Raw genomic sequence first — 19,873 nt, forward strand, 5'->3', positions numbered from 1 at the left:
GGCGCGGGGCTCTGCCCCGGACCCCGCCAATCTGATCAAAGACCGGCCAGCGCCGCTTGCGGGTTGATGGCACGCCTGGTGCTTTCGGCGGCTGCCAGTTCCGTAGGTGGTGCGGTCCGGGTGGGGTCCCGTCCCAAGCCGTACCGGAGCGGCAGACGATCAGGCACGACTCGTGACGGGACCCCACCCGAAGCGCACGGGAAAAGCTGCCTCGGCTTCGCCATCGGTACTGCTCGCCTTCGGCTTCGCTTGAGGGCCGCCGCCTTCGGCGTGCGGGGGCTAGTTCGCGGGCGGTTGCGGGGGCGTCGGGGTTGGGATCTTGGCCTTGAAGGCCTTGATCATGGCGTCCCTGCCGATCGAGTTGAACTGCTTGCCCAGGGTTCGCATGATCGAGTTGCTGGTTGGGCGGTAGAGGCCGCTCTTGTAGTAGCGGGCGCCTTCCACTGGGGCGATCACGCCGCCGTCCGGGGAGGGCTGGCCCAGGTACTCGGACCACTTGGCGCCGGTGGGGTCCTTGGTCACGTTGATTTCGCGTGGTTCGGCACCGGTGTAGGTGAGGTACGGGTAGTCGTACTCGTCGGCCAGGCCGCCGATCGAGTGGCCCAGTTCGTGGATTGCGATTTGGCCTGCTTGGGCGTTGGAACCTGCGGCGGTGGCCACTGAGCCGCCTGCGCCGCCGTACTTCGTGGTGTTGCCCAGGGCGATCACCTGGTCGGCCTGGGGGGCCAGGGCGGCGTACTCCTTGGCCTTGGCTTCGTTCACGCACAGGAGGCGTTCGGTGTTCGGGTCGCGGCCCTGGCACCAGAAGCCCATGTCCAGTGCGGTGTCCTTTTGCAGGCCCTTGGTCGGGTCGTTGTCCACACCGGACTCATTGGAGATGACGTTGACCTGCCACACGTTGAAGTGGGTTTTGTACTCCGCGAACGGTTCTACGGCGGAGAGTTCGGCCCACTTGCTTTCCACGTTGGCGGAGTATGTTGCGAGGTCGGCGGCTGTGTAGCCGTCGCCTACGAAGACCAGGTCGAAGGCGTTGTTGGGGTCTTCGCCGCCCTCGGCCTGCTGGATTTGGATCACTTCAGCGGTGGCCAGGGCTTTGAAGCCCGTTCTTGTTCTCTCGGCCGGGGCTTTGGGCGTCAGGGCCTGGGTGATGGAGCCGTCTTCGTTGAAGACCTCGCGCCATTCCATCGCCGGGGCAGCGCCGCCGGCCGGTACCTGGGCGAACAGGGCCAGCGCGGCGACGGTGAGCGCTGGGAGGATCAGCCGGGAACGATGCATGCGCTGACGCTAAGCAACCGTGATGTCACCCACAAGGCGGCAATCGTCGGTACTTATGCCGCAGTTGAACGAGGCCGTTGGATACGGAAAAGCGACCTCGGTGGGCGGGTGATCTGGGCAACTACCTACCCTGAGTTGTGTGAACCCCACCGATCTGGCGATCTCCGGGCCGTTGCTGCTGGCCACCGGGGTTGCTTTGCTCGCCGGGTTCATTTCGTTCGCTTCGCCGTGCGTGGTGCCGCTCGTGCCCGGTTATCTGGCGTACCTGGCCGGGCTGGTCGGGGCCGAGGCGCCTCGGGTCGAGGCGAACGAGCCCGCCAAGGCCGGGCGGTGGCGGGTGGCTGGGGCCTCGTTGCTGTTCGTGCTCGGGTTCACGGTGGTCTTCGCGTTGGCCTCGATGGCGATTCTCGGGGCGTCGGACGCGTTGTTCCTCAACGCCGATCTGTTCCAGCGGATCGGTGGTGTGGTCACGATCCTGATGGGACTGGTGTTCATCGGGCTCGTTCCGGCGCTGCAGAAGGACGTGCGGTTCCACGCCAGGCCCAGGGCCGGGCTCGTGGGGGCGCCGTTGCTCGGGGCGGTGTTCGCGCTCGGGTGGACGCCGTGTCTCGGGCCGACGCTGGCCGGGGTGCTGGCGGTGGCGCGCAGTACCGAGGTCGGGTCGTCGACCGTGCGCGGGGGCGTGCTGGTGCTGGCGTACTGCCTGGGGCTCGGACTGCCGTTCGTGGTGCTGGCGCTCGGTGCGCGGTGGGCGTTGGGGGTGACCAAGTGGTTGCGCTCGCACGCTCGGCAGGTGCAGGTCTTCGGTGGCGTGCTGCTGATCCTGGTGGGGATCGCGTTGGTCACGGGGCTCTGGGGTGAGTTCGTCGGGTGGCTGCGCTACTCGTTCGTCGACGTCGTGAGGCTGCCGCTCTAGTGATCGCCTTCCTCCGCAACACGTGGCGCGGCCTCACCTCGATGAGGACCGCGCTGACCCTGCTGTTCCTGCTGGCGCTGGCGGCGATGCCGGGGGCGTTGCTGCCGCAGCTGTCGTTGAACGCGTCGAAGGTGGACGAGTACATCGCCCAGCACGGGTGGTGGGGCGACGTCCTGCTCAAGCTCGGGTTCTTCGAGGTGTACGCGACGCCGTGGTTCGCGGCGATCTACCTGCTGCTGTTCACCTCGCTCGTCGGGTGTCTGCTGCCGCGCACGGTGGAGTACTTCAAGCAGATGCGTGCGCGTCCGGTGCTGACGCCGCGCAATCTCTCGCGCATGCCGCACCACGCGCAGGCCGTGCTCGACGTGACGCCGGACGAGGCCGTCGAGCGTGCGCGCAAGTCGATGCGCGGCTGGCGGATGGACACCGGGGACGAGACGGTCAGCGCCGAGCGCGGGTACCTGCGCGAGACCGGCAACCTGGTCTTCCACTTCGCACTGCTCGGGCTGCTGGTGTCGTTCGCGCTGGGCAAGATGTTCAGCTACGAGGGCCAGGTCATCGTCCAGGCCAACGGCGGCCAGTTCTGCAACGGCGGCATCTTCAACTACGACCAGTTCCGGCCGGGGCTGCGCGTCGACGGCACGGACCTCACGCCGTTCTGCGTGGAGATCGGCAAGTTCTCCGCCGACTACCTCGACAACGGTCAGCCCGTCGGCTACCAGGCCGACATCCGCTACCAGTCGGGCGACGACCTCGCGGCGAACACGTGGAAGCCGTTCAACCTCCAGGTCAACCATCCGCTGCGGACCGAAGGTGATCGCCTTTACCTGCTCGGCCACGGGTACACGCCGACGTTCACGGTGACGTTCCCCAACGGCGAGAAGCGCACCCAGGGCATCCAGTGGCTGCCAACCGATCAGCTGACGCTGGCGTCTGAGGGCGCGACCAAGTTCGACCCGCCCGGCGTGACGGACTCCGAGCAGCGGCGCAAGGGCCAGATCGCGGTGACGGGCCTGCTGGCGCCGACGCCGTTGCTGCACGGCAACATCCTGAACTCGAAGTTCCCCGCGCTGAACAACCCGATGGTCGCGGTCGACGTGTACCGGGGCGATCTCGGCGTGGACGACGGCCGCGGCCAGTCGATCTTCTCGATCGACACGAAGATGGTCGAGCAGGGCCGGTTGCAGAAGGTCGCGCGCAAGAACCTCGCGCTGGGCGAGGAGATCGCGCTCGACGACGGCACCAAGGTGCGGTTCGACTCCGTGAGCGACTGGGTGTCGTTGCAGGTCTCGCACGACCCGACGCAGGGGTACGTGCTGGTGTTCGCAATCCTGATCATTCTCGGTCTCGGGGTCTCGCTGACCGTCAAGCGCCGCCGGGTGTGGGTGCGTGCGACCCCTCAGGACGACGGGCGTACGTTGGTCGAGGTCGGCGGCTTGGCCCGCACTGACCAGGCTGGATACGGCGAGGAGTTCACGCGGCTGGCCCGCGCGGTGCTGAACGAGGAGAAGTCCTGATGCCGGTCAACGAGACCCTCGCGACCTACAGCGACTGGCTGTACCGCAGCGCGCTGGGTGTCTACCTCTTCGCGATCCTTCTCTACGCGGTCGAGCAGGCGTTCGCGCGTGCCCCGCGTGAGGAGAAAGCGCTGGTCGGAGCCGGTGCGCCAGTTCCGGGTCTGGTGCAGGAGCCGGTCAGGACCGAAGTGAGCAGGCCGGAGCGCATCGGTCGCATGGGTGCCGCGTTGACGGTGCTCGGCGCGTTGCTGCACCTGGGTTCGCTGGTGATGCGCGGTCTGTCCGCCGGGCGCGCGCCCTGGGGCAACATGTACGAGTACATGTCGCTGCTCTGCCTCGCCGCGATCGTGACGTGGATCGTGCTGATGGCGAAGTTCCCGATCCGCCGTCTCGGCGTGTTCGTGCTGACGCCGATCCTGATCCTGCTGTTCCTCGGCGGCACCGTCCTGTACGCCGACTCCGCGCCCGTCCAGCCGGCGCTGCGGTCGTACTGGCTGGTGATCCACGTCTCGGTGATCTCGATCTCGTCCGGTGTGCTGCTGATCCCCGGCGTGACCTCGATCCTCTACCTGCTCAAGGACCGCAAGCCCGAGAGCTTCCCGAAGCTGCCGTCCGCCGACGTCCTGGACCGGATGTCGTACCGGACGACGGTGCTGGCGTTCCCGCTGTTCACCGCGGGCATCATCTGCGGCGCGATCTGGGCCGAGGCCGCCTGGGGCCGGTTCTGGGGCTGGGACCCCAAGGAGACCGTGGCGTTTGTCTCGTGGGTGGTCTACGCGGCGTATCTGCACGCGCGCGCGACGGCCGGTTGGCGTGGTCGTGGGGCCGCTTGGATCAACGTCGGCGGCTTTGCCCTGAACGTGTTCAACCTGTTCTTCATCAACTTGGTCACCAGCGGGTTGCATTCGTACGCAGGTCTCTAACGAGTTAAGCCCCCAGGTCGATGGAACCGCCGTCGGTTGCGTACCGTCGCAACCTGGGGGTCGGGGAAGTCCTGGTCCCTCTTGCTCAGGGAGGGCCACAGCGGTGAATTGGCAACCACCGGGTGAGGAACAGGGCTCCGGCCCGCAGTACGTCGACCCGCAGACGGCCTACCTCGACCCGCAGCAGTCCGGTCCGCAGCACGTCAGCGGCGGCCAATCAGGCCCGTACAACGTGGGCGGTCCCCAGGACCCGTACCAGGCCGACCCGTACCAGGTGCCCGGCAACGCCAGCGGCCCCTACGTGGTGCCCGGTTCGCAGTCCGGCGCGTACTCCGTGGACGGCTCCGGCGCGTACCAGGTGGGTGGCGGCCAGTCGGGTGGTTATTCGGTCGGCGGTGGCCAGTCGGGTGGTTACTCGGTCGGCGGCGGCCAGTCCGGACCCCACAACATGCCCCAGAACACGGCTCAGTACGGCCAGTTCGCCGGCGGTCAGTACCCGAACAACTTCCCGCAGCAGCCGTACCGCTCGCAGGCGCAGGAAGTGTCGTCGCAGCAGCTCATCAAGAAGGAGAAGCGGCCGCCGGCCTCTGGCTGGCGCAAGGGGCTGCACGCGATGACCGGCGGTGCGCTCAACCTCGGTGAGAGCGCCGCCGACGTGCGGCGTCGTGAGCTGATCGCGCGGATCAACCAGCCGCTGCGAGGGTGCTACAAGATCGCGATGCTGTCCCTGAAGGGCGGTGTCGGCAAGACCACGACGACGACCACGCTGGGCTCGACCTTCTCGTCGCTGCGCGGGGACAGGGTGATCGCGGTCGACGCGAACCCGGACCGCGGCACGCTGGCGTTGAAGATCCCGCGGGAGACCACGGCGACCGTGCGGCACCTGCTGCGCGACGCCTCGCGGATCACCCGGTACAGCGACGTGCGTGCTTACACATCGCAGTCACCGGCGCGTCTCGAAGTGCTCGCGTCCGAGCAGGACCCGGCCGTGTCGGAGGCGTTCAGCGAGGACGACTACCGGCGCACCGTGGCGTTGCTCGAGCACTTCTACAACATCGTGCTCACCGACTGCGGCACCGGACTGATGCACTCCGCGATGAAGGGCGTCCTGGACGAGGCGGACCAGTTGGTGCTCGTGTCGTCCGGCTCGGTCGACGGCGCGCAGACGTCCGCGGCGACGCTGGACTGGCTGGAGGCGCACGGCTACCGCGACCTGGTCGCGAAGTCCGTCTGCGTGATCAACTCGGTGCGCCCGAAGTCGGGCAAGGTCGACCTCGACAAGCTCGCCGCGCACTTCCAGCAGCGATGCCGCGCGGTGGTCCGGCTGCCGTTCGACGAGCACCTCGAAGAAGGCGCGGAGATCGCGCTGGACCGGCTCGCGCCGGAGACCCGCCTGGCGTTGCTGGAGCTCGGCGCCGTCGTGGCGGACGACTTCCCGAACACCTAGTCAGGCGGCGTTCGACCTGGCGAAAGGGGCCCTGAGGACAGGGCCCCTTTTCCGGTCACTCGTCGCGTTTGCGCCGCTCGTCGAGCTTGCGCAGGAACTCCGGGTCGTCGTCAGGTGCGATCACCTTGCGGCCCGGGGTGTACTCCGAATGCTGTGGGGCGAAGGCTCGCCACACCAGCACAGCCACGGTGAGCGCACCGATCACCGCCAGCAGGTAGATCATCTGGTCGCCACCTCCCTTTGCCACGAGATTACCCGCGGCACAGGGGTAACTACGGTTTCAGTGGCGGACGGGTTCAGTCGCCTCGGTCGTGAGCTCCGAAAGCAGAGCCTTCACCTCGGTCTCACGGAACCTGCGATGTCCTCCAGGCGTGCGAATCGAGCCGATGCGACCTGCAGTGGCCCATCGGGTCACGGTCTTCGGGTCGACCCGGAACAGATTGGCGACTTCCCCAGGCGTCAAGAGCCGCTCGGTGGCTGCAGTCACTCGTCCTCCTCAGATCAGACGTTCCGGTCTGATCGTGGCATCTGACCCATCAGGTACTCGAACGCTTGTTTTTTGGTAAAGAGGTAGTAAGGGACGACAGGGGCGAACCGGACAAGCTGCAGGAGTGTGTGAGGGCTCCGCGTGAGGACTGGGCATAGGGTGTTCCGGGTGGATGCTCTTGATCGTCAGATCATCGCCGCACTGCGCGCCAACGGCCGCGCCACCTACGCCGAGCTCGGCAGGCAGGTCGGCCTGTCCGCCTCCGCCGTGCACGAGCGGGTCGGCAAGCTCGAGTCCAGCGGCGTGATCGTCGGGTATCACGCGGTCGTCGACCCCAGCGCGGTCGGCCTGGGCGTCACGGCGCTGATCGGCATCCACCCCACCGACATCGCGGACGACAACGAGGTCGCGGACGCGTTGAGCGAGCTCATCGAGGTCGAGTCCTGCTACCGGGTGGCGGGCGACGAGTCGTTCATCGTGAAGGTCCGGGTGGCCACCGTGGACGACCTCGAGCGATCTCTCGGGCGGCTGCGGCGCATCCACGGCGTTGCCCGCACGCGCACGACGGTGGTGCTGTCCACGCGTTTCGAGGGGCGGCCCAACACGAGCGACGAGATGGGCGACGTAACCTGAACGGGTGCTCGCTCGAGATGTGACGTTCTACGTTCTCGCCCGCCTCGGTCTCGTCGCGGTGGTGGCGGGCGCGCTCATGCTGGTCAAGGTTCCTTTGCTCCCCGCGCTGGCCGTCGGCGTGGTCGTGGCGCTGCCCGCGTCGTTGTTCCTGTTCAAGGGGCTGCGGCAGCGCGTGGCGGTCGGGTTGAACGAGCGCCAGGCGGTCCGGCAGGCCGAGCGCGACAAGCTGCGCGCCGAGCTGCGTGGTGACGAAGGCCCTCTTACTCAGGGGTAGGCGTCACCTGCGGTTATCGTGCCTGCGTGAGTACCACTCTTGACCGTGTTTGCAGCAGGACCAGGCACTGGGTGTGCGAAGCCGTCTCGATCATCGAGGCGGACGCCAACCGCAGCGCGGACACCCATCTGCTGCGCTACCCGCTGCCGCTCGACTGGGGCATCGACCTCTACCTCAAGGACGAGTCGACGCACCCCACCGGTTCGTTGAAGCACCGGCTGGCGCGGTCGTTGTTCCTCTACGCGATCTGCAACGGCTGGATCACCGGCGGCACGCCCGTGATCGAGGCGTCGTCCGGGTCGACGGCGGTCTCCGAGGCGTACTTCGCGCGGCTGCTGGGGCTGCCGTTCATCGCCGTGATGCCCCGGTCGACCTCGGCCGAGAAGGTCGCGCTGATCGAGCGGCAGGGCGGGAGGTGCCACTTCATCGACGACCCGTCGACGATCTACGACGAGTCGCGGCGGCTGGCCTCCGAGCTCGACGGGCACTTCATGGACCAGTTCACGCACGCCGAGCGCGCGACGGACTGGCGTGGCAACAACAACATCGCCGAGTCGATCTTCGACCAGATGAAGCTCGAGCCCTCGCCGGAGCCGGACTGGATCGTCGTGGGAGCGGGCACGGGCGGTACGTCGGCCACGATCGGCCGGTACATCCACTACCAGAAGCTCTCGACCCGGCTGGCCGTGGTGGATCCCGAGTTCTCGGTGTTCTTCGACGCGTGGCGAGACAGCACGCCCGAGCTGGTGGGCACGCGTGGCTCGCGCATCGAGGGCATCGGGCGGCCGCGGGTCGAGCCGTCGTTCGTCGGCCAGGTGATCGACCGCATGATGAAGGTCCCGGACGCGGCGTCCGTGGCGACCATCCGGTACGTGGAGGACCTGCTCGGGCGGCGGGTCGGTGGCTCGACCGGAACGAATCTGTGGGGCGCGTTCCAGATCGTGTCCGAGATGCGGCAGTCTCGCACGCGCGGGAGCGTGGTGACTTTGTTGTGCGACGGTGGCGAGCGTTACGCGAACACCTACTACGACGACACATGGGTGACCGCACAGGACATGGATCTCGACCCGTGTCTTGAACGTCTCAACAACTTCCACCGCACGGGGAACTGGTGACGGGAGTCCTGCGTCACAGCGTGACCTGAGCACTTGAGTCCGCAGGGGGGACCCCGTGTCGTCGCTGTCCACCGACGCAGCCGAGCTGCGCGCGTACGCCGAATATCTGCGCACAGAAGCGCAGGAGTTCGACACCATCCGCAAGTACGTCCACGCCACGGCGTGCGACAAGGCGGGCTTCACCGGCCTGCTGACGTTGCTGCAGCCGGGCGTGGACGTCGTGCGCGCGCTGTTCGACGAGACGCTCGACTTCGGCAAGTCCAAGCTGGAGGGCACGGCGTCCGCGGTCGACACGACGGCGCACGCCTACGAGACAGTCGACCGCCTGCAGGCGACGATCTTCGACGGGATCCTGAAGTGACCACCTCCTACCAGGACCCGCGCCCGGTCGCCGCGTCCCTGAAGCAGCCCGAGATCGACAAGGCCTCCCTCAACGACGTCCTCGCCGACCAGGGCTGGGGCGTGCAGGCGGTCAACTGGGTCTTCGAGGGCGTGACCGGCGAGTCGCTGGTCTCCACGATCATCACGCCGATCACCGGTGACTGGACGAAGATCCGCGCCGACGGTGACGCGTGGCGCATGGTCGGCAACGCGATGAACGACGTCTCGTACAACATGACCGACGCGGTCGGCAAGGTGCGCCAGCACTGGGACGGCGACGCCGCTCGTGCCCACGAGAAGTACGTCGCTCTCGGCTGGAAGGCCGCGCTGTTCGCGGAGATGGGCGTCGCGCAGCTCATCGCGAAGGGCTTCGACACGGTCGCCTCCGGCGCCGAGGCCCTCGGCAAGCAGGCCGCGCGGTTGCTCGACTACCTGGTGAACAAGCTGCTCGAGGCCGCCGCCACCGTGTGGATCCCGCTGGCCGGGTGGATCAAGGCCGCCGAGATGGTCTGGAACGCCTACCAGATCTACCGCCGTGTCATGGACATCATCGACACGGTCAAGAAGCTCATCGCCGACGTGAAGTCGTTGTTCGACGCCGTGGGCCGCGTCTTCTCGGCCATCGGCAAGCTGAAGGACGCCGATTCTCTGGCCGAGGCCATGAACGCCACCCAGGAGGTGGCGGAGGCGGGCCGCGACGTCCGCAACGCGGTGAACGACATCCGCGACGACGCGACCTCCATCAAGGACTCGGCCACCGAGATCGCGGACCGCGGCCACGACATCGGCTCGAAGGTCCGCGAGGTCTACACGCCGCCAGGCTCGGACTCCTCCGACGGCACCAAGGCGGCCGCCGCCACGTCCGTGGCTCCCGGCGGTGCCCCGGTCTCGGCCGCGCCCACGCTGCACGGCGGCCCCGACGCTCCCGCCACGCACGCCGCAACGGCAGCCGGCCCGACGGTGTCCGCGCCGCCCACGCTGGGTGCCGGCTCGGGTTCGGGCGGCTCCGGCGGTGCACACACGGGTGGTGGCTCCGGCGGTGTGCCCACGGGTGGTGGCTCCGGCGGTGTCCCGACCGGTGGCCACGCTGGCTCGGGCGCTGTCCCGACCGGTGGCCACGCTGGTTCAGGCGGCGTCCCGACCGGCGGCCACGGCGGCCCTGCCGCCCCACCCCGCGTCGACACCACGCACGCGGCCGGCGCCGCCCCCACAGCCGCCCCGCCGTCACACCACCAGACCCCGGTCGGCGGTGCGATGCCCATGGGCGCACCCCCGATGGCGGGCGGAGGCGGTGACTCCTCGCGCAGCTCGGGTTCACGCCCAGGCTCGTCCGCGGGTTCCGCTTGGCCCACCACGCCCTCCGGCGCCCCTTCAGGCCAGCCCAAGCCCGCTGCCGGCGGCCTCCCGACACCGCCCAGCCACGGCAGCCAGGGCACGGGCCTCCCGGCCGCGCCCGGACAGTCCACCCCAGGCTCCCGCCCAGGCGGCGCGGGCCTGCCCACCGCTCCGTCAGGCACGGGCTCGCACCCGACGCCAGGCTCTGCGGGCACACACCCGACGCCGGGCTCCGCAGGCTCACACCCGACGTCGCCCGGTTCCGGCGGCCTGCCCAGCCACCCGAGCGCCAGCTCCGGCACGGCAACGGCCCCGGCCCCGTCAGGCACGGGCAACGGCCACCCGACCCCGAGCAGCGGCGGTGGCCTCCCAACGCCTCCGGCGCACCCGGCGCCGAGCGGTGGCGGCCTGCCGTCGCCTCCCGGACATCCGACCCCGAGCAGTGGTGGCGGCCTGCCATCGCCTCCGGCTCATCCGACCTCGAGCGGTGGCGGTTTGCCATCGCCTCCCGGACACGACACTCCGAGCAGCGGTGGTGGCTTGCCGTCGCCTCCTGGGCACCCGAGCCCCAGCACGGACCACTCCACGCCCAACGGGTCGACCGACACCAAGCATCACGACGCGCCGGATGGCACCAAGCCCCACGACACGACTCCGCACGACACTGGCGCCAAGCCGCACGACACCGATGGCAAGCCGCACGACACTGACGGCAAGCCCCACGATGCCGACGGCAAGCCGCACGACACCGATGGCAAGCCCCACGACACGACGCACGACACCGACGGCAAGCCCCACGATGCCGACGGCAAGCCGCACGACACCGATGGCAAGCCGCACGACGGCGATGGCAAGGACCACCACACCGACACCAGCGACGCCGACGGTGCCAAGTCCCACGACGACCACCCCGACAGCACCCCGGCCGACCACACGGCCGACCACGATGCCGACCCCAAGCACGACACCGACGCGTCCGGCGGCCACGGCAGCCACGACGGGAACGGCGACGGGAGTGGCAACGGCGGATCGGGCGACGACACGCCGCGGTCGCCCAAGGGCCACGACCTCACGCCCGCCTTCGACCACGCGGCCATGGCGGCGTCCGGTGACGGCTACAAGCACCAGCTCGAGCAGATCTACCCGACCGAGGCCGAGCGCCAGCGGTACGTCGAGCTGAGCTCGAAGCTGTCCACCGAGCTGAGCCCGAGCGAAGCCCGCGAAGTGGCCAACACCCGCAACCAGATCACGGTCGGCTCCGGCGACCTCGTCACCAAGGTGCTGCACCAGAACGCTGTCGACGGCTACCTGAAGGTCCACGAGGACCCGACCACCGAGGCGGCGCGTCGGCAGGGGACGGTGGCCGGGAGCATCGCCAGGGCCGAGGACGTGCACGCCATCAACAACCCGATGGGGCTGCGCGAAGGCCTGGCGCTCGACGACAAGGGCGAGGGCTGGACGCCGATCAAGGACAAGGCCGACTCGGCGATGCAGCTCCGCTACCACATGACCGACGACCAGGCCGCGACCGCGAACATCCCCTACGGTGGTCCGGAGAAGTCGGATCGCGACTTCAGCAAGCCGCCGACTCCCGGCCAGGAGCACCGCGAGTACCAGTCGCCGCAGGAGAAGGCGCACTACGACGCGTCCGCCAAGCAGATGGCCGACGCCGGTGGTGCCGCCGAACCCAAGCGGGGGCGGGATCCGTTCACGGGCACCGGGTCGACCGGTGGTGGCGTGCCGGAGTGGGTGGCCAAGCCTGCCGATCTGCCGGACCGCGCGGAGATCTGGGAGGTCAAGGACGGCAAGGAACGCCTGCACGCCGTGTACGAGAAGGGCCTCGGCTGGTACCAGCTCCAGGACAAGGAGTCGGCGTGGTCACCCACACCCGTGAAGTGATCGAGTACAACAACGAGACCTACTACGCGGGCACCGAGTCGGACGGGAAGATCTGGATCGTCAAGATCCCCGGTGAGACCTACGCGACGGACGAGGGTTTCGAGCATTGCGAAGACCTGCGGCGCAAGCAGGTGCCGATCCGCGAGCTCGACGCCTGGTACCGCGACGAGATGACGGCGAAGTGGCGTGGCCAGCCGTTCGTCGTGCACCCGAACCGCGACGGCACGATGGGCGCCGACTACGTTGGGCCGTCGCAGGTCTGGGCCGAGGACAACGGTCTCGAAGGCGACCCGTACAACGGCTTCCACAAGATCATCCCTGAGGACGAGCTCGAGGACGTGCAGGTCGACCGCACCGATTACCTGGCGCGGTGGAAGGAGAAGAACCCGGGATGAGCACCCCACAGGCCGTGCAGAAGGCGGCCGGCATCGGGCCGGAGACGATCCTGCAGAAGATCGTGCACCCCGCGGTCGCGCAGCTCCACCTGGGCAACGTCGTGGTGCCCGGCCGGTTCGAGCCCCACCGCACCGCCGGGTTCGTGACGCGCGGTCAGGACTTCCCGCAGGGCACGGCCGACCAGTTCGCCGAGAAGTTCGGCGTCGACAAGGTCGAGGGCTGGCCGAAGGGCACGCAGTACGTGCTGCGGTTCCTGGCCCACACCACGGAGATCTTCGAGACCAGCTTCGGCGGACCCACGCTCGAAGGCGCGCTGAAGATGGGCACCGCCCGCGTCTACCCCCTGCCGTTCACCGGCACCGGCTACACGCCGAGCGTCGAGCCGATCCCCGAGTACGTCATGGAGCTCAGCGAGCTGCCCGCGGCCACCGAGCTGTGGCGGTTCGAGCCCAACGGCGAGAGCAGGGCGGTCGGCAAGTACATCAACCGCCAGATCGGCTGGTACCCGATCGGCGACGTCGGCTTCGGGCCCGGAAGGTACTGGCAGGCCCCGGTTCCGCTGCGGCCGACCGTCCGGCGTGGACTGGTCGCGACCTACCGCGGCCAGGGCTTCGACGTCGACTTCGGCCCGCGGCCCGGCGTCCTGACGCTGCACCCGCTCGCCGGTCAGCCGGCACCGCCGGACTTCACCGAGGGCGTGCTGGAGATCCCCGACGCCGCGGTCGACGAGCTCGGCTACCTGCGCAAGCTCTGCACCTTCCGCAACGCGGAGTTCGAGATCATCGGCATCCAGGGCGACCAGGCTGTCCTGCACTTCCTCGGCGAGAACTACGAGGTGGCGCAGCAGCTCGGGCTGACCGAAGTGGACTTCCGGCAGTGGCGCACGATCGTCGCGCGCACCGAGCTCAGCGACGTCCGCGACGAGGTCCGGACGATCCGGCGAGGTCTTTTCGGGAGCGAGAACTGATGACCACCCCCAACGACAGCTGGAAGCCGGCGGAGCTGCGCGCTGCCGAAGCCCGGGTCGACGCGCGCTTCAAGGAGGCGCAGGACCTCGCGGCCAGGCTCAAGGACACGCCGTTGCCCCCGGTTCCGCCCGTCGACTTCAAGGCGATCGCCCAGCAGGTCGAGCGCGCGGCGCAGGAGAAGGACGCGCCGGCGCAGCTGAAAGCCCTGAAGCGCAAGGTCGACGCGGGCGAGTTCACGTGGGAAGACGTCGTCTCGGGCAAGGCCGCCCAGGATCCGGACGTCCAGGCCCTGCAGCAGGAGAACGTCAAGAAGATGAAGCAGGCGTTCCAGATGCTCCAGGAGGGCATGACCGCCGAAGAGATCATGAACGCGCAGGGCCCGCGCAGGGGCCGGGGTGACGACGGCGACGAGCTCGACCCCGACATCTTCACGGAGGACAAGTGGTGATGACGGCCTGGCGAACACCGGACATCGCCGCCGCGGAGGACTTCCTGACGGGCGCGGTCGCCGACGTGGACCGCGCCATGCGGTCCGCCCAGCAGAGCCTCAAGGGCAAGGAACCGTCCACTGAGGACGTTCGCAGGGTCATGCAGTTCGCCAGGTCGAGCGACGCGTCACCGGCGATGCGGCAGCTCGCCGACCGCATCGCCCGCGGTGCCGGGCTGAGCTGGCGTCAGGTCCTCACCGGCGAGGCGGGGCACGATCCCCTTGTGCGCCAAGCGCTGGAGGCCGACCGCGCCACGCTCGACGCGCTGATCAAGGGTGAGACGGCACCTCCACCGCCTCCGCGCAGGCCCGCACGGCCTGACGACGACGAGCCCACCCAGTTCACCGAGGACGCCTGGTAGCCGTTCAGTCGAGGAACAGTGCCACGCTGATCAGCACGGCCCAGGCCAGCATCGCGAACCCGGTGAACTGCAGCACGGGGATCAGGTCACGGCCACCACGACCGGCGGCCACCCTGCGCACCGCGGGCAACAACACCGGCGCCGCAAGGAATCCGAGCAACGCGTAAGGCACCCGCACGGTCATCCCCAGCGCGATCAGGAACGGCACGGCCACCAGCGCGAGGTAGAGCCTGCGGGTGTCCTTGTCGCCCAGCACCACGGCCAGGGTTCGCTTGCCCGACACGGCATCCGTCGGGATGTCGCGCAGGTTGTTCGCCACCAGCACGGCCGCCGAGATCGACCCCATCGCGATGGACGCGCCGATGCCGATCCCGGTGATCTCCCCGGTCTGCACGTACAGCGTGCCCAGCACCGCGGCCGGCCCGAAGAACAGGAACACCGCGATCTCGCCGAGCGCCGCGTAACCGTACGGACGCTTGCCGCCCGTGTAGAACCACGCCCCCGCAATGCACACCGCGCCGAACGCGATCATCCACCAGTGCCCGGACAGCACCACCAGCGCGATTCCGGCGAGCGCGCCCACACCCAGTGAGATGAACGCCGCAAGCCGGACGGAAGACGGCTCGGCGGCACCGGAACCGGTCAGGCGGAACGGCCCCACCCGGTTGTCGTCGGTGCCGCGGATGCCGTCGGAGTAGTCGTTGGCGTAGTTCACGCCGATCTGCAGCGCGATCGAGACGACCAGAGCCAGCACGGTGAAGAGCGCGTTGAACTCGTCGATGTGGTGCGCCGCCGCTGCTCCCACGATCACGGGCGCGATCGAGTTCGGCAGGGTGCGCGGGCGGGTCCCCTGGATCCACTGGACGACTGAGGCCATGCCTCCATCCTCCGCCATGGCTACTGAGGACCCGCCAAAGGGGGTATCAGCAGTTGGGCGCTCCGGACACACCCGCGACGTACGCCTTGGCGACGTGCTTGCCGGACGCGACGCGGTACCAGATGTTCGACGTGCCCTGCGTGCCGGAAACAGACTCGCCGGTCAGCTGGCAGGTGACCCTGACCTGGGCGTAGTTCGCGGCCAGACCGACCTGCGAAGTCGAGGAGTTCGCTCCGCTGCGCACGTTCACCGTGCCGTTGGCCGCGGCGGTGCGGACCGTCCCCAGAGGACCGGAGCCGGTCCACAGGTACGTCACGGTCACCCACGAGTTGGTGGTCAGCTTGAGGCCGTCCCAGAACACGCCGTCAGCGAGGTCGATGCCGGCCGGGTTGGCGACCTCGCGCCCGTACTGGTCCTTGCCGCCGTTGTAGTTGTCCTCGTACGCGGCCTGCGCCTCGGGCTTGCCCTGCGGCAGGTTCTTCCACATCTCCCGCGTGGTGGAGGGGTTCCAGTAGTCGTCCTTGGTGTTCCACGGGCCGACGTCCCACACCGGAGCCCACTCGCAACGTCCGTTCGACGCGCACACCTGCACGCTGTAGCTGCCGGAGTTGTTGGGCGCCAAGCCACGCCGCGACGGCAGCGCGACGAAGTGGTCGCGCGAGCGGATCGTGTGGCCGTTCGCCGTGTTGCCGCCGACGAGCCCCTCACGCGTCGCGTAGACGCGGTACGCACGTCCAGCAGCAGCAATGGAAACGTCGTCCGAAGCGGCCGGGGCGGTGGACGCCGTCAGTTTCACGCGTTCTGCCTTGCCACTGCTCAGAACCACCCGCGTCTGGATGGTCGACGTGGTCACCGGCAACGTGGCCGGCGCCTCCAGCCACTCCGTCCACTGGCCGTCCGGTCGCAACCCGCGCACGTCGGCAACGCCGTCACCGGTCACCGCCGCCGTGACCTTGTTGGCGGGCTGGGCGAGTCTGTGCGGCTCGAGCTCGATCAGACCCAGTCGCGGGGAGCCACCCCACGAGACGAGCTTGTAGTTGAGGTCGGCGGACCACTCGTTGCCGGCCGCTGCCTGGGCAGGGGACGCCAGTCCGGCCACCAGGGCGGCGCCGACGACCAGCGGTAACAGGTAGCGCATGAGAAACCCCCATCGCTAGCGCACGCGGTGAGGTCCGCGCGCTTCGCGGGGGAGAGTTGTCCTCAGCGGTAAAGGTTCACCTAAATCTCCCAATGTTCTCTGGAGAAGCATTGGTCATGGCAGCCAGGTTGCCCGATAGGGCTGCCGTTGTGGTGGTGTGAAGCGATGCCATGCTGATCGGTGTGAAGCAGGCGGTGCAGGTGCGACTGCTGCCGACGCCCGAACAGGCGGCGGCACTGTCGGCGACCCTGCTGGCCTGCAATGTCGCCGCGTCGTGGCTGTCCGGGCAAATGCACGCCGCCAATGAGTACCGGAAGTTCGACGTGCAGAAACGCTTCTACGCCGAACTGCGGGAGCGTTCGGACTGGCGGCACAGCCGACCATCAGAGTGATCGGCAAGACTGTGGACGCTTACACGACGCTGCGTGCCAACCTCGAGGCCGGGAACTACGGGCCTCCAGGGGCAGACCGGCGCCGCAAGGTCGAGTCCAGCCCGATCATGTTCCGCCCAGGGGCGGGACAGCCGTTCGACGCACGCTGCCTGTCCTGGCAACTCGGCGATACCGGCCGTGAGGGCACCGTGTCGATCTGGAGCATCGCAGGTCGTCTCCGCAACGTGCGGATCATGGGGCACCCCGGCCATCTCACACTGTTGCGGTCCAGGTCGATCGGGGAAACCGATCTGATCTGCCGTGACGGGGTATGGGTGCTGCATGCCGCCGTCGACAGCCCCAAGGCGCCTCGGCGGAGCCCGGTGAACGGATTCCTCGGGATCGATATGGGGATCGTGAACCTCGCGACCACCTCGGACGGCGATCGGATGTCCGGGGTTCGTCTGAACCACTATCGCAAGCGGCAGCAGCGGCTCCGCAGGCGGTTGCAGGCCAAGAAGACCTCCTCCGCGCGACGATTGCTGAAGAAGCGCCGCCGTAAGGAGCATCGGTTCGCCTCCGACGTGAACCATCAGATCAGCAAGCGCATCGTGGCCGAGGCTGAACGCACCGGACGTGGCATCGCCGTCGAGCAGTTGACGGGGATCCGTGGCCGGGTACGGCTTCGAAAGCCCCAACGGGCCACGCTGCATTCCTGGGCGTTCGCCCAACTCGGCCAGTTCCTCGCCTACAAGGCGGAGCTGGCAGGGGTCGCTCTTGTCCAGGTCGACCCCGCCTACACCTCGCAGCAATGCAGCAACTGCGGTGAGATTGACAAGAAAAGCCGGCGCTCACAAGCGTCGTACATCTGTGGACGGTGCGGCTTCGTTGGGCACGCCGACCACAACGCGGCACGCAACATCGCAACACGTGGTGTGGCGAGCTGGGGCGACGTCATGCGTCCAAACGCAGCGCCCACCCTGGCAGCCAGCTAGGGCGGCAGCAGCAAGCCTATCGGCACCCCGGAACCGGAGAACCAGGCGACAACCGCCTGTACGCAAAGGGACGGGCTCATGACCTAAATGAGTCGAGAACCGCTGTTCTGTCGACTTTGCCCGGTCCGCGCAACGGCAGCTCGTGCACGAACCGCACCAGCTTCGGCACCGCGACCCGGCCCACCGCCTCCATGACCGCGGCCCTCAGGTCGTCCAGCGACGGCTCCTCGCCGCGCACGACGACAGCCGCCGCGACCACGTGGCCCCACTCCTCGTCCGGCACCCCGACGACACACGCCTCCAACACGCCGTCAACGGTCGCCAGAGCCCGTTCGACCAGCACCGGCGGCACCTTCTCGCCACCCGTGACGATCACGTCGTCAGCACGGCCCAGCACCTCCAGCCGCCCGTCGCGCAGCCGCCCGAGATCGCCGGTCCGGAACCACTCGCCGAACGGTTCCGCGCTGCCCCGATATCCCAGTGCCAGCACCGGTCCACTGATCTCGATCACGTCATCCGTGCGCACTGAGACGTCCCGCAGCGGCTCACCGTCGTACACACACCCACCGGCCGTCTCACTCATGCCGTACGTCGTGACGACCTGCACGCCCAAAGAGCGCGCCTGCTGCAGGAGCTTCGGCGGGGTGGCGGCACCGCCGATCAGCACGCCGTCGAACTGCCGCAGCGCCGCGAGCCCCGGCCCCTCGCCCACGACGAGCCGGGACAGCTGTGTCGGCACCAGCGCGGTGTAGTGGCGTCCGGGCTGGGCGAGCACCGGCCGGGCGGCCTGAGCGAACCCCATGGCCCGGAAGCCCTTCGACATGTCGAGCTCGCCGGGCGTGGTGCCCGCGACGATCGACCGCACGAGCACCTGGACGCCGGCGATGTGGCTGGTGGGCAACGCCAGCAGCCACGTTCCCGGGCCGCCGAGCCGTTCGTGCGTGGCCTCCGCCGACGTCGTCAGCGCGGCCGCGTCGAGCAGGACCGTCTTCGGCTCACCCGTCGACCCGGAGGTGGGCACGCCGAGCACCGCCCGCTTCTCCCAGCCGTCGAGCGGGCCGTCCACCAGGGGCTCGCCACCGGTGAGCGCCGCGCGCAGTTCGTCGAGCATCAGATCCCGCTCAGAAGTAGTACGGGTAGTTCGACCAGTCGGGGTCGCGCTTCTCCAGGAACGCGTCGCGGCCCTCGACGGCCTCGTCGGTCATGTACGCGAGCCGGGTCGTCTCGCCGGCGAAGATCTGCTGTCCCACCAGACCGTCATCGATCAGGTTGAACGCGTACTTGAGCATCCGCTGGGCGGTCGGCGACTTGCCGTTGATCTCGCGGGCCCATTCGAGCGCCGTGTTCTCCAGTTCGGTGTGCGGCACGACGGCGTTGACCGCGCCCATCTTGTGCATGTCCTCGGCGGAGTACGTGCGGCCGAGGAAGAAGATCTCGCGCGCGAACTTCTGGCCGACCTGACGCGCCAGGTACGCCGAGCCGTAGCCGCCGTCGAACGAACCGACGTCCGCGTCGGTCTGCTTGAACTTCGCGTGCTCCCGGCTGGCGAGCGTGAGATCGCACACCACGTGCAGGCTGTGGCCACCGCCCGCCGCCCAGCCGGGCACGACCGCGATGACGACCTTGGGCATGAACCTGATCAGGCGCTGGCACTCCAGGATGTGCAGCCGGCCCGCCCGCGCCGGGTCCACCGTCTCGGCGGTCTCACCGGACGCGTACTGGTAGCCGCTGCGACCTCGAATCCGCTGGTCACCGCCACTGCAGAACGCCCAGACGCCGTCTTTAGGCGCCGGCCCGTTGCCGGTCAGCAGCACACAACCCACGTCGGACGACATCCGCGCGTGGTCGAGCGCCCGGTACAGCTCGTCCACGGTGTGCGGCCGGAACGCGTTGCGCACCTCGGGGCGGTTGAACGCGATGCGGACCGTGCCCTGGTCGAGCGCGCGGTGGTAGGTGATGTCGGTGAAGTCGAAGCCCTCGATCGGCTTCCACAGCGACGGGTCGAAGAGCTGCTGATCTGCCACGCGGGAGACTTTAGGCGCCTGGAGCTGAGACCAGCGGGCGACCTCTCAGGTGT

Annotated in this window: 22 protein-coding genes; 15 read left to right on the forward strand and 7 right to left on the reverse strand. The window is 68.7% G+C overall.

Going from position 1 to position 19,873, the window contains the following annotated elements:
- Positions 1–279: 279 nt before the first annotated feature.
- Complete coding sequence (locus tag ABZ345_RS04935; protein ID WP_359842993.1) at positions 280–1,275, reverse strand: M64 family metallopeptidase; 996 nt, start codon at positions 1,273–1,275, stop codon at positions 280–282.
- Positions 1,276–1,414: 139 nt separating this feature from the next.
- On the opposite strand from ABZ345_RS04935, the gene ABZ345_RS04940 reads away from it, so the two are divergent.
- The 4 genes from ABZ345_RS04940 to ABZ345_RS04955 all read left to right on the forward strand — a co-directional run bounded on the left by ABZ345_RS04940 (position 1,415) and on the right by ABZ345_RS04955 (position 6,078).
- Positions 1,415–2,191 (forward strand): cytochrome c biogenesis CcdA family protein, encoded by a 777-nt coding sequence (locus ABZ345_RS04940; protein WP_359842995.1) that lies wholly within the window; start codon positions 1,415–1,417, stop codon positions 2,189–2,191.
- Positions 2,192–2,232: 41 nt separating this feature from the next.
- A complete protein-coding gene (locus ABZ345_RS04945) occupies positions 2,233–3,708 on the forward strand; it encodes a cytochrome c biogenesis protein ResB (protein ID WP_359843140.1) in 1,476 nt (491 codons plus the stop codon).
- Positions 3,708–4,631 carry a c-type cytochrome biogenesis protein CcsB gene (ccsB, locus tag ABZ345_RS04950; RefSeq protein WP_359842997.1) on the forward strand — a complete coding sequence of 308 codons (924 nt, stop codon included), beginning with the start codon at positions 3,708–3,710 and terminating at the stop codon, positions 4,629–4,631. The genes ABZ345_RS04945 and ccsB overlap by 1 nt, the downstream gene beginning before the upstream one ends.
- Positions 4,632–4,734: 103 nt before the next feature.
- Entirely contained in the window at positions 4,735–6,078 is a 1,344-nt protein-coding gene (locus tag ABZ345_RS04955; RefSeq protein ID WP_359842999.1) for an AAA family ATPase, read from the forward strand.
- A 55-nt stretch (positions 6,079–6,133) separates the two neighbouring features.
- On the opposite strand, the gene ABZ345_RS04960 is transcribed toward ABZ345_RS04955, so the two are convergent.
- Positions 6,134–6,301 (reverse strand): hypothetical protein, encoded by a 168-nt coding sequence (locus ABZ345_RS04960; RefSeq protein ID WP_359843001.1) that lies wholly within the window; start codon positions 6,299–6,301, stop codon positions 6,134–6,136.
- Positions 6,302–6,358: 57 nt separating this feature from the next.
- Positions 6,359–6,565 carry a BldC family transcriptional regulator gene (locus ABZ345_RS04965; protein ID WP_030473853.1) on the reverse strand — a complete coding sequence of 69 codons (207 nt, stop codon included), beginning with the start codon at positions 6,563–6,565 and terminating at the stop codon, positions 6,359–6,361.
- Positions 6,566–6,733: 168 nt separating this feature from the next.
- On the opposite strand from ABZ345_RS04965, the gene ABZ345_RS04970 reads away from it, so the two are divergent.
- The 9 genes from ABZ345_RS04970 to ABZ345_RS05010 are packed head-to-tail and all read left to right on the forward strand — an operon-like array spanning position 6,734 to position 14,415.
- Entirely contained in the window at positions 6,734–7,198 is a 465-nt protein-coding gene (locus ABZ345_RS04970) for an Lrp/AsnC family transcriptional regulator (protein ID WP_359843003.1), read from the forward strand.
- Positions 7,199–7,202: 4 nt separating this feature from the next.
- A complete protein-coding gene (locus tag ABZ345_RS04975; RefSeq protein WP_359843005.1) occupies positions 7,203–7,472 on the forward strand; it encodes a DUF4229 domain-containing protein in 270 nt (89 codons plus the stop codon).
- A 26-nt stretch (positions 7,473–7,498) separates the two neighbouring features.
- Complete coding sequence (locus tag ABZ345_RS04980) at positions 7,499–8,587, forward strand: PLP-dependent cysteine synthase family protein (protein WP_359843007.1); 1,089 nt, start codon at positions 7,499–7,501, stop codon at positions 8,585–8,587.
- A 55-nt stretch (positions 8,588–8,642) separates the two neighbouring features.
- A complete protein-coding gene (locus ABZ345_RS04985; protein WP_359843009.1) occupies positions 8,643–8,948 on the forward strand; it encodes a hypothetical protein in 306 nt (101 codons plus the stop codon).
- Positions 8,945–12,202, forward strand: a complete 3,258-nt coding sequence (locus tag ABZ345_RS04990; protein ID WP_359843011.1) for a hypothetical protein — start codon at positions 8,945–8,947, stop codon at positions 12,200–12,202. Before ABZ345_RS04985 ends, ABZ345_RS04990 begins: the two co-directional genes overlap by 4 nt.
- Positions 12,178–12,597 carry a hypothetical protein gene (locus tag ABZ345_RS04995; RefSeq protein WP_359843013.1) on the forward strand — a complete coding sequence of 140 codons (420 nt, stop codon included), beginning with the start codon at positions 12,178–12,180 and terminating at the stop codon, positions 12,595–12,597. The genes ABZ345_RS04990 and ABZ345_RS04995 overlap by 25 nt, the downstream gene beginning before the upstream one ends.
- Entirely contained in the window at positions 12,594–13,565 is a 972-nt protein-coding gene (locus tag ABZ345_RS05000; protein WP_359843015.1) for a hypothetical protein, read from the forward strand. Before ABZ345_RS04995 ends, ABZ345_RS05000 begins: the two co-directional genes overlap by 4 nt.
- Positions 13,565–14,014 (forward strand): hypothetical protein, encoded by a 450-nt coding sequence (locus tag ABZ345_RS05005; protein ID WP_359843017.1) that lies wholly within the window; start codon positions 13,565–13,567, stop codon positions 14,012–14,014. The genes ABZ345_RS05000 and ABZ345_RS05005 overlap by 1 nt, the downstream gene beginning before the upstream one ends.
- The gene (locus tag ABZ345_RS05010; protein WP_359843019.1) at positions 14,014–14,415 is read left to right on the forward strand and encodes a hypothetical protein; all 402 of its coding nucleotides are present in this window, start codon (positions 14,014–14,016) and stop codon (positions 14,413–14,415) included. Before ABZ345_RS05005 ends, ABZ345_RS05010 begins: the two co-directional genes overlap by 1 nt.
- A 4-nt stretch (positions 14,416–14,419) precedes the next feature.
- Here the strand turns inward: ABZ345_RS05010 and ABZ345_RS05015 are convergent, their stop codons facing one another.
- Together ABZ345_RS05015 and ABZ345_RS05020 are read right to left on the reverse strand one after the other, a co-directional pair.
- The gene (locus ABZ345_RS05015; protein WP_359843021.1) at positions 14,420–15,292 is read right to left on the reverse strand and encodes a 1,4-dihydroxy-2-naphthoate polyprenyltransferase; all 873 of its coding nucleotides are present in this window, start codon (positions 15,290–15,292) and stop codon (positions 14,420–14,422) included.
- Between the two features lie 46 nt (positions 15,293–15,338).
- Positions 15,339–16,430, reverse strand: coding sequence for a hypothetical protein (locus ABZ345_RS05020; RefSeq protein ID WP_359843023.1), 1,092 nt, complete (start codon positions 16,428–16,430; stop codon positions 15,339–15,341).
- Positions 16,431–16,600: 170 nt separating this feature from the next.
- On the opposite strand from ABZ345_RS05020, the gene ABZ345_RS05025 reads away from it, so the two are divergent.
- Both ABZ345_RS05025 and ABZ345_RS05030 read left to right on the forward strand, forming a co-directional pair.
- Positions 16,601–16,822: a helix-turn-helix domain-containing protein gene (locus ABZ345_RS05025; RefSeq protein WP_359843024.1), complete on the forward strand. Its 222-nt coding sequence runs from the start codon at positions 16,601–16,603 to the stop codon at positions 16,820–16,822.
- Positions 16,819–17,796, forward strand: coding sequence for a transposase (locus tag ABZ345_RS05030; protein WP_359843025.1), 978 nt, complete (start codon positions 16,819–16,821; stop codon positions 17,794–17,796). Before ABZ345_RS05025 ends, ABZ345_RS05030 begins: the two co-directional genes overlap by 4 nt.
- Before the next feature lie 76 nt (positions 17,797–17,872).
- Here ABZ345_RS05030 and menE read toward each other — a convergent pair whose 3' ends face one another.
- On the reverse strand, positions 17,873–18,907 hold the full coding sequence (gene menE / locus ABZ345_RS05035) for an o-succinylbenzoate--CoA ligase (protein WP_359843027.1): 1,035 nt from the start codon (positions 18,905–18,907) through the stop codon (positions 17,873–17,875).
- Between the two features lie 10 nt (positions 18,908–18,917).
- Positions 18,918–19,820 (reverse strand): 1,4-dihydroxy-2-naphthoyl-CoA synthase, encoded by a 903-nt coding sequence (locus tag ABZ345_RS05040; protein ID WP_359843029.1) that lies wholly within the window; start codon positions 19,818–19,820, stop codon positions 18,918–18,920.
- Between the last annotated feature and the right edge of the window lie 53 nt (positions 19,821–19,873).

The sequence above is a fragment of the Lentzea sp. NPDC005914 genome (assembly GCF_040629405.1).
In the GTDB taxonomy this organism is placed as follows: Bacteria; Actinomycetota; Actinomycetes; order Mycobacteriales; family Pseudonocardiaceae; genus Lentzea.

Bases quoted from the DNA above. Each gene is read 5' to 3' on its own strand.
- ABZ345_RS05025 (WP_359843024.1), top strand. From the start codon at position 16,601: ATGCTGATCGGTGTGAAGCAGGCGGTGCAGGTGCGACTGCTGCCGACG.
- ABZ345_RS04960 (WP_359843001.1), bottom strand. From the start codon at position 6,301: ATGATCTACCTGCTGGCGGTGATCGGTGCGCTCACCGTGGCTGTGCTG.
- ABZ345_RS05010 (WP_359843019.1), top strand. From the start codon at position 14,014: ATGACGGCCTGGCGAACACCGGACATCGCCGCCGCGGAGGACTTCCTG.
- menE (WP_359843027.1), bottom strand. From the start codon at position 18,907: ATGCTCGACGAACTGCGCGCGGCGCTCACCGGTGGCGAGCCCCTGGTG.
- ABZ345_RS05000 (WP_359843015.1), top strand. From the start codon at position 12,594: ATGAGCACCCCACAGGCCGTGCAGAAGGCGGCCGGCATCGGGCCGGAG.
- ABZ345_RS05020 (WP_359843023.1), bottom strand. From the start codon at position 16,430: ATGCGCTACCTGTTACCGCTGGTCGTCGGCGCCGCCCTGGTGGCCGGA.
- ccsB (WP_359842997.1), top strand. From the start codon at position 3,708: ATGCCGGTCAACGAGACCCTCGCGACCTACAGCGACTGGCTGTACCGC.
- ABZ345_RS05015 (WP_359843021.1), bottom strand. From the start codon at position 15,292: ATGGCCTCAGTCGTCCAGTGGATCCAGGGGACCCGCCCGCGCACCCTG.
- ABZ345_RS04945 (WP_359843140.1), top strand. From the start codon at position 2,233: ATGAGGACCGCGCTGACCCTGCTGTTCCTGCTGGCGCTGGCGGCGATG.
- ABZ345_RS05005 (WP_359843017.1), top strand. From the start codon at position 13,565: ATGACCACCCCCAACGACAGCTGGAAGCCGGCGGAGCTGCGCGCTGCC.
- ABZ345_RS04935 (WP_359842993.1), bottom strand. From the start codon at position 1,275: ATGCATCGTTCCCGGCTGATCCTCCCAGCGCTCACCGTCGCCGCGCTG.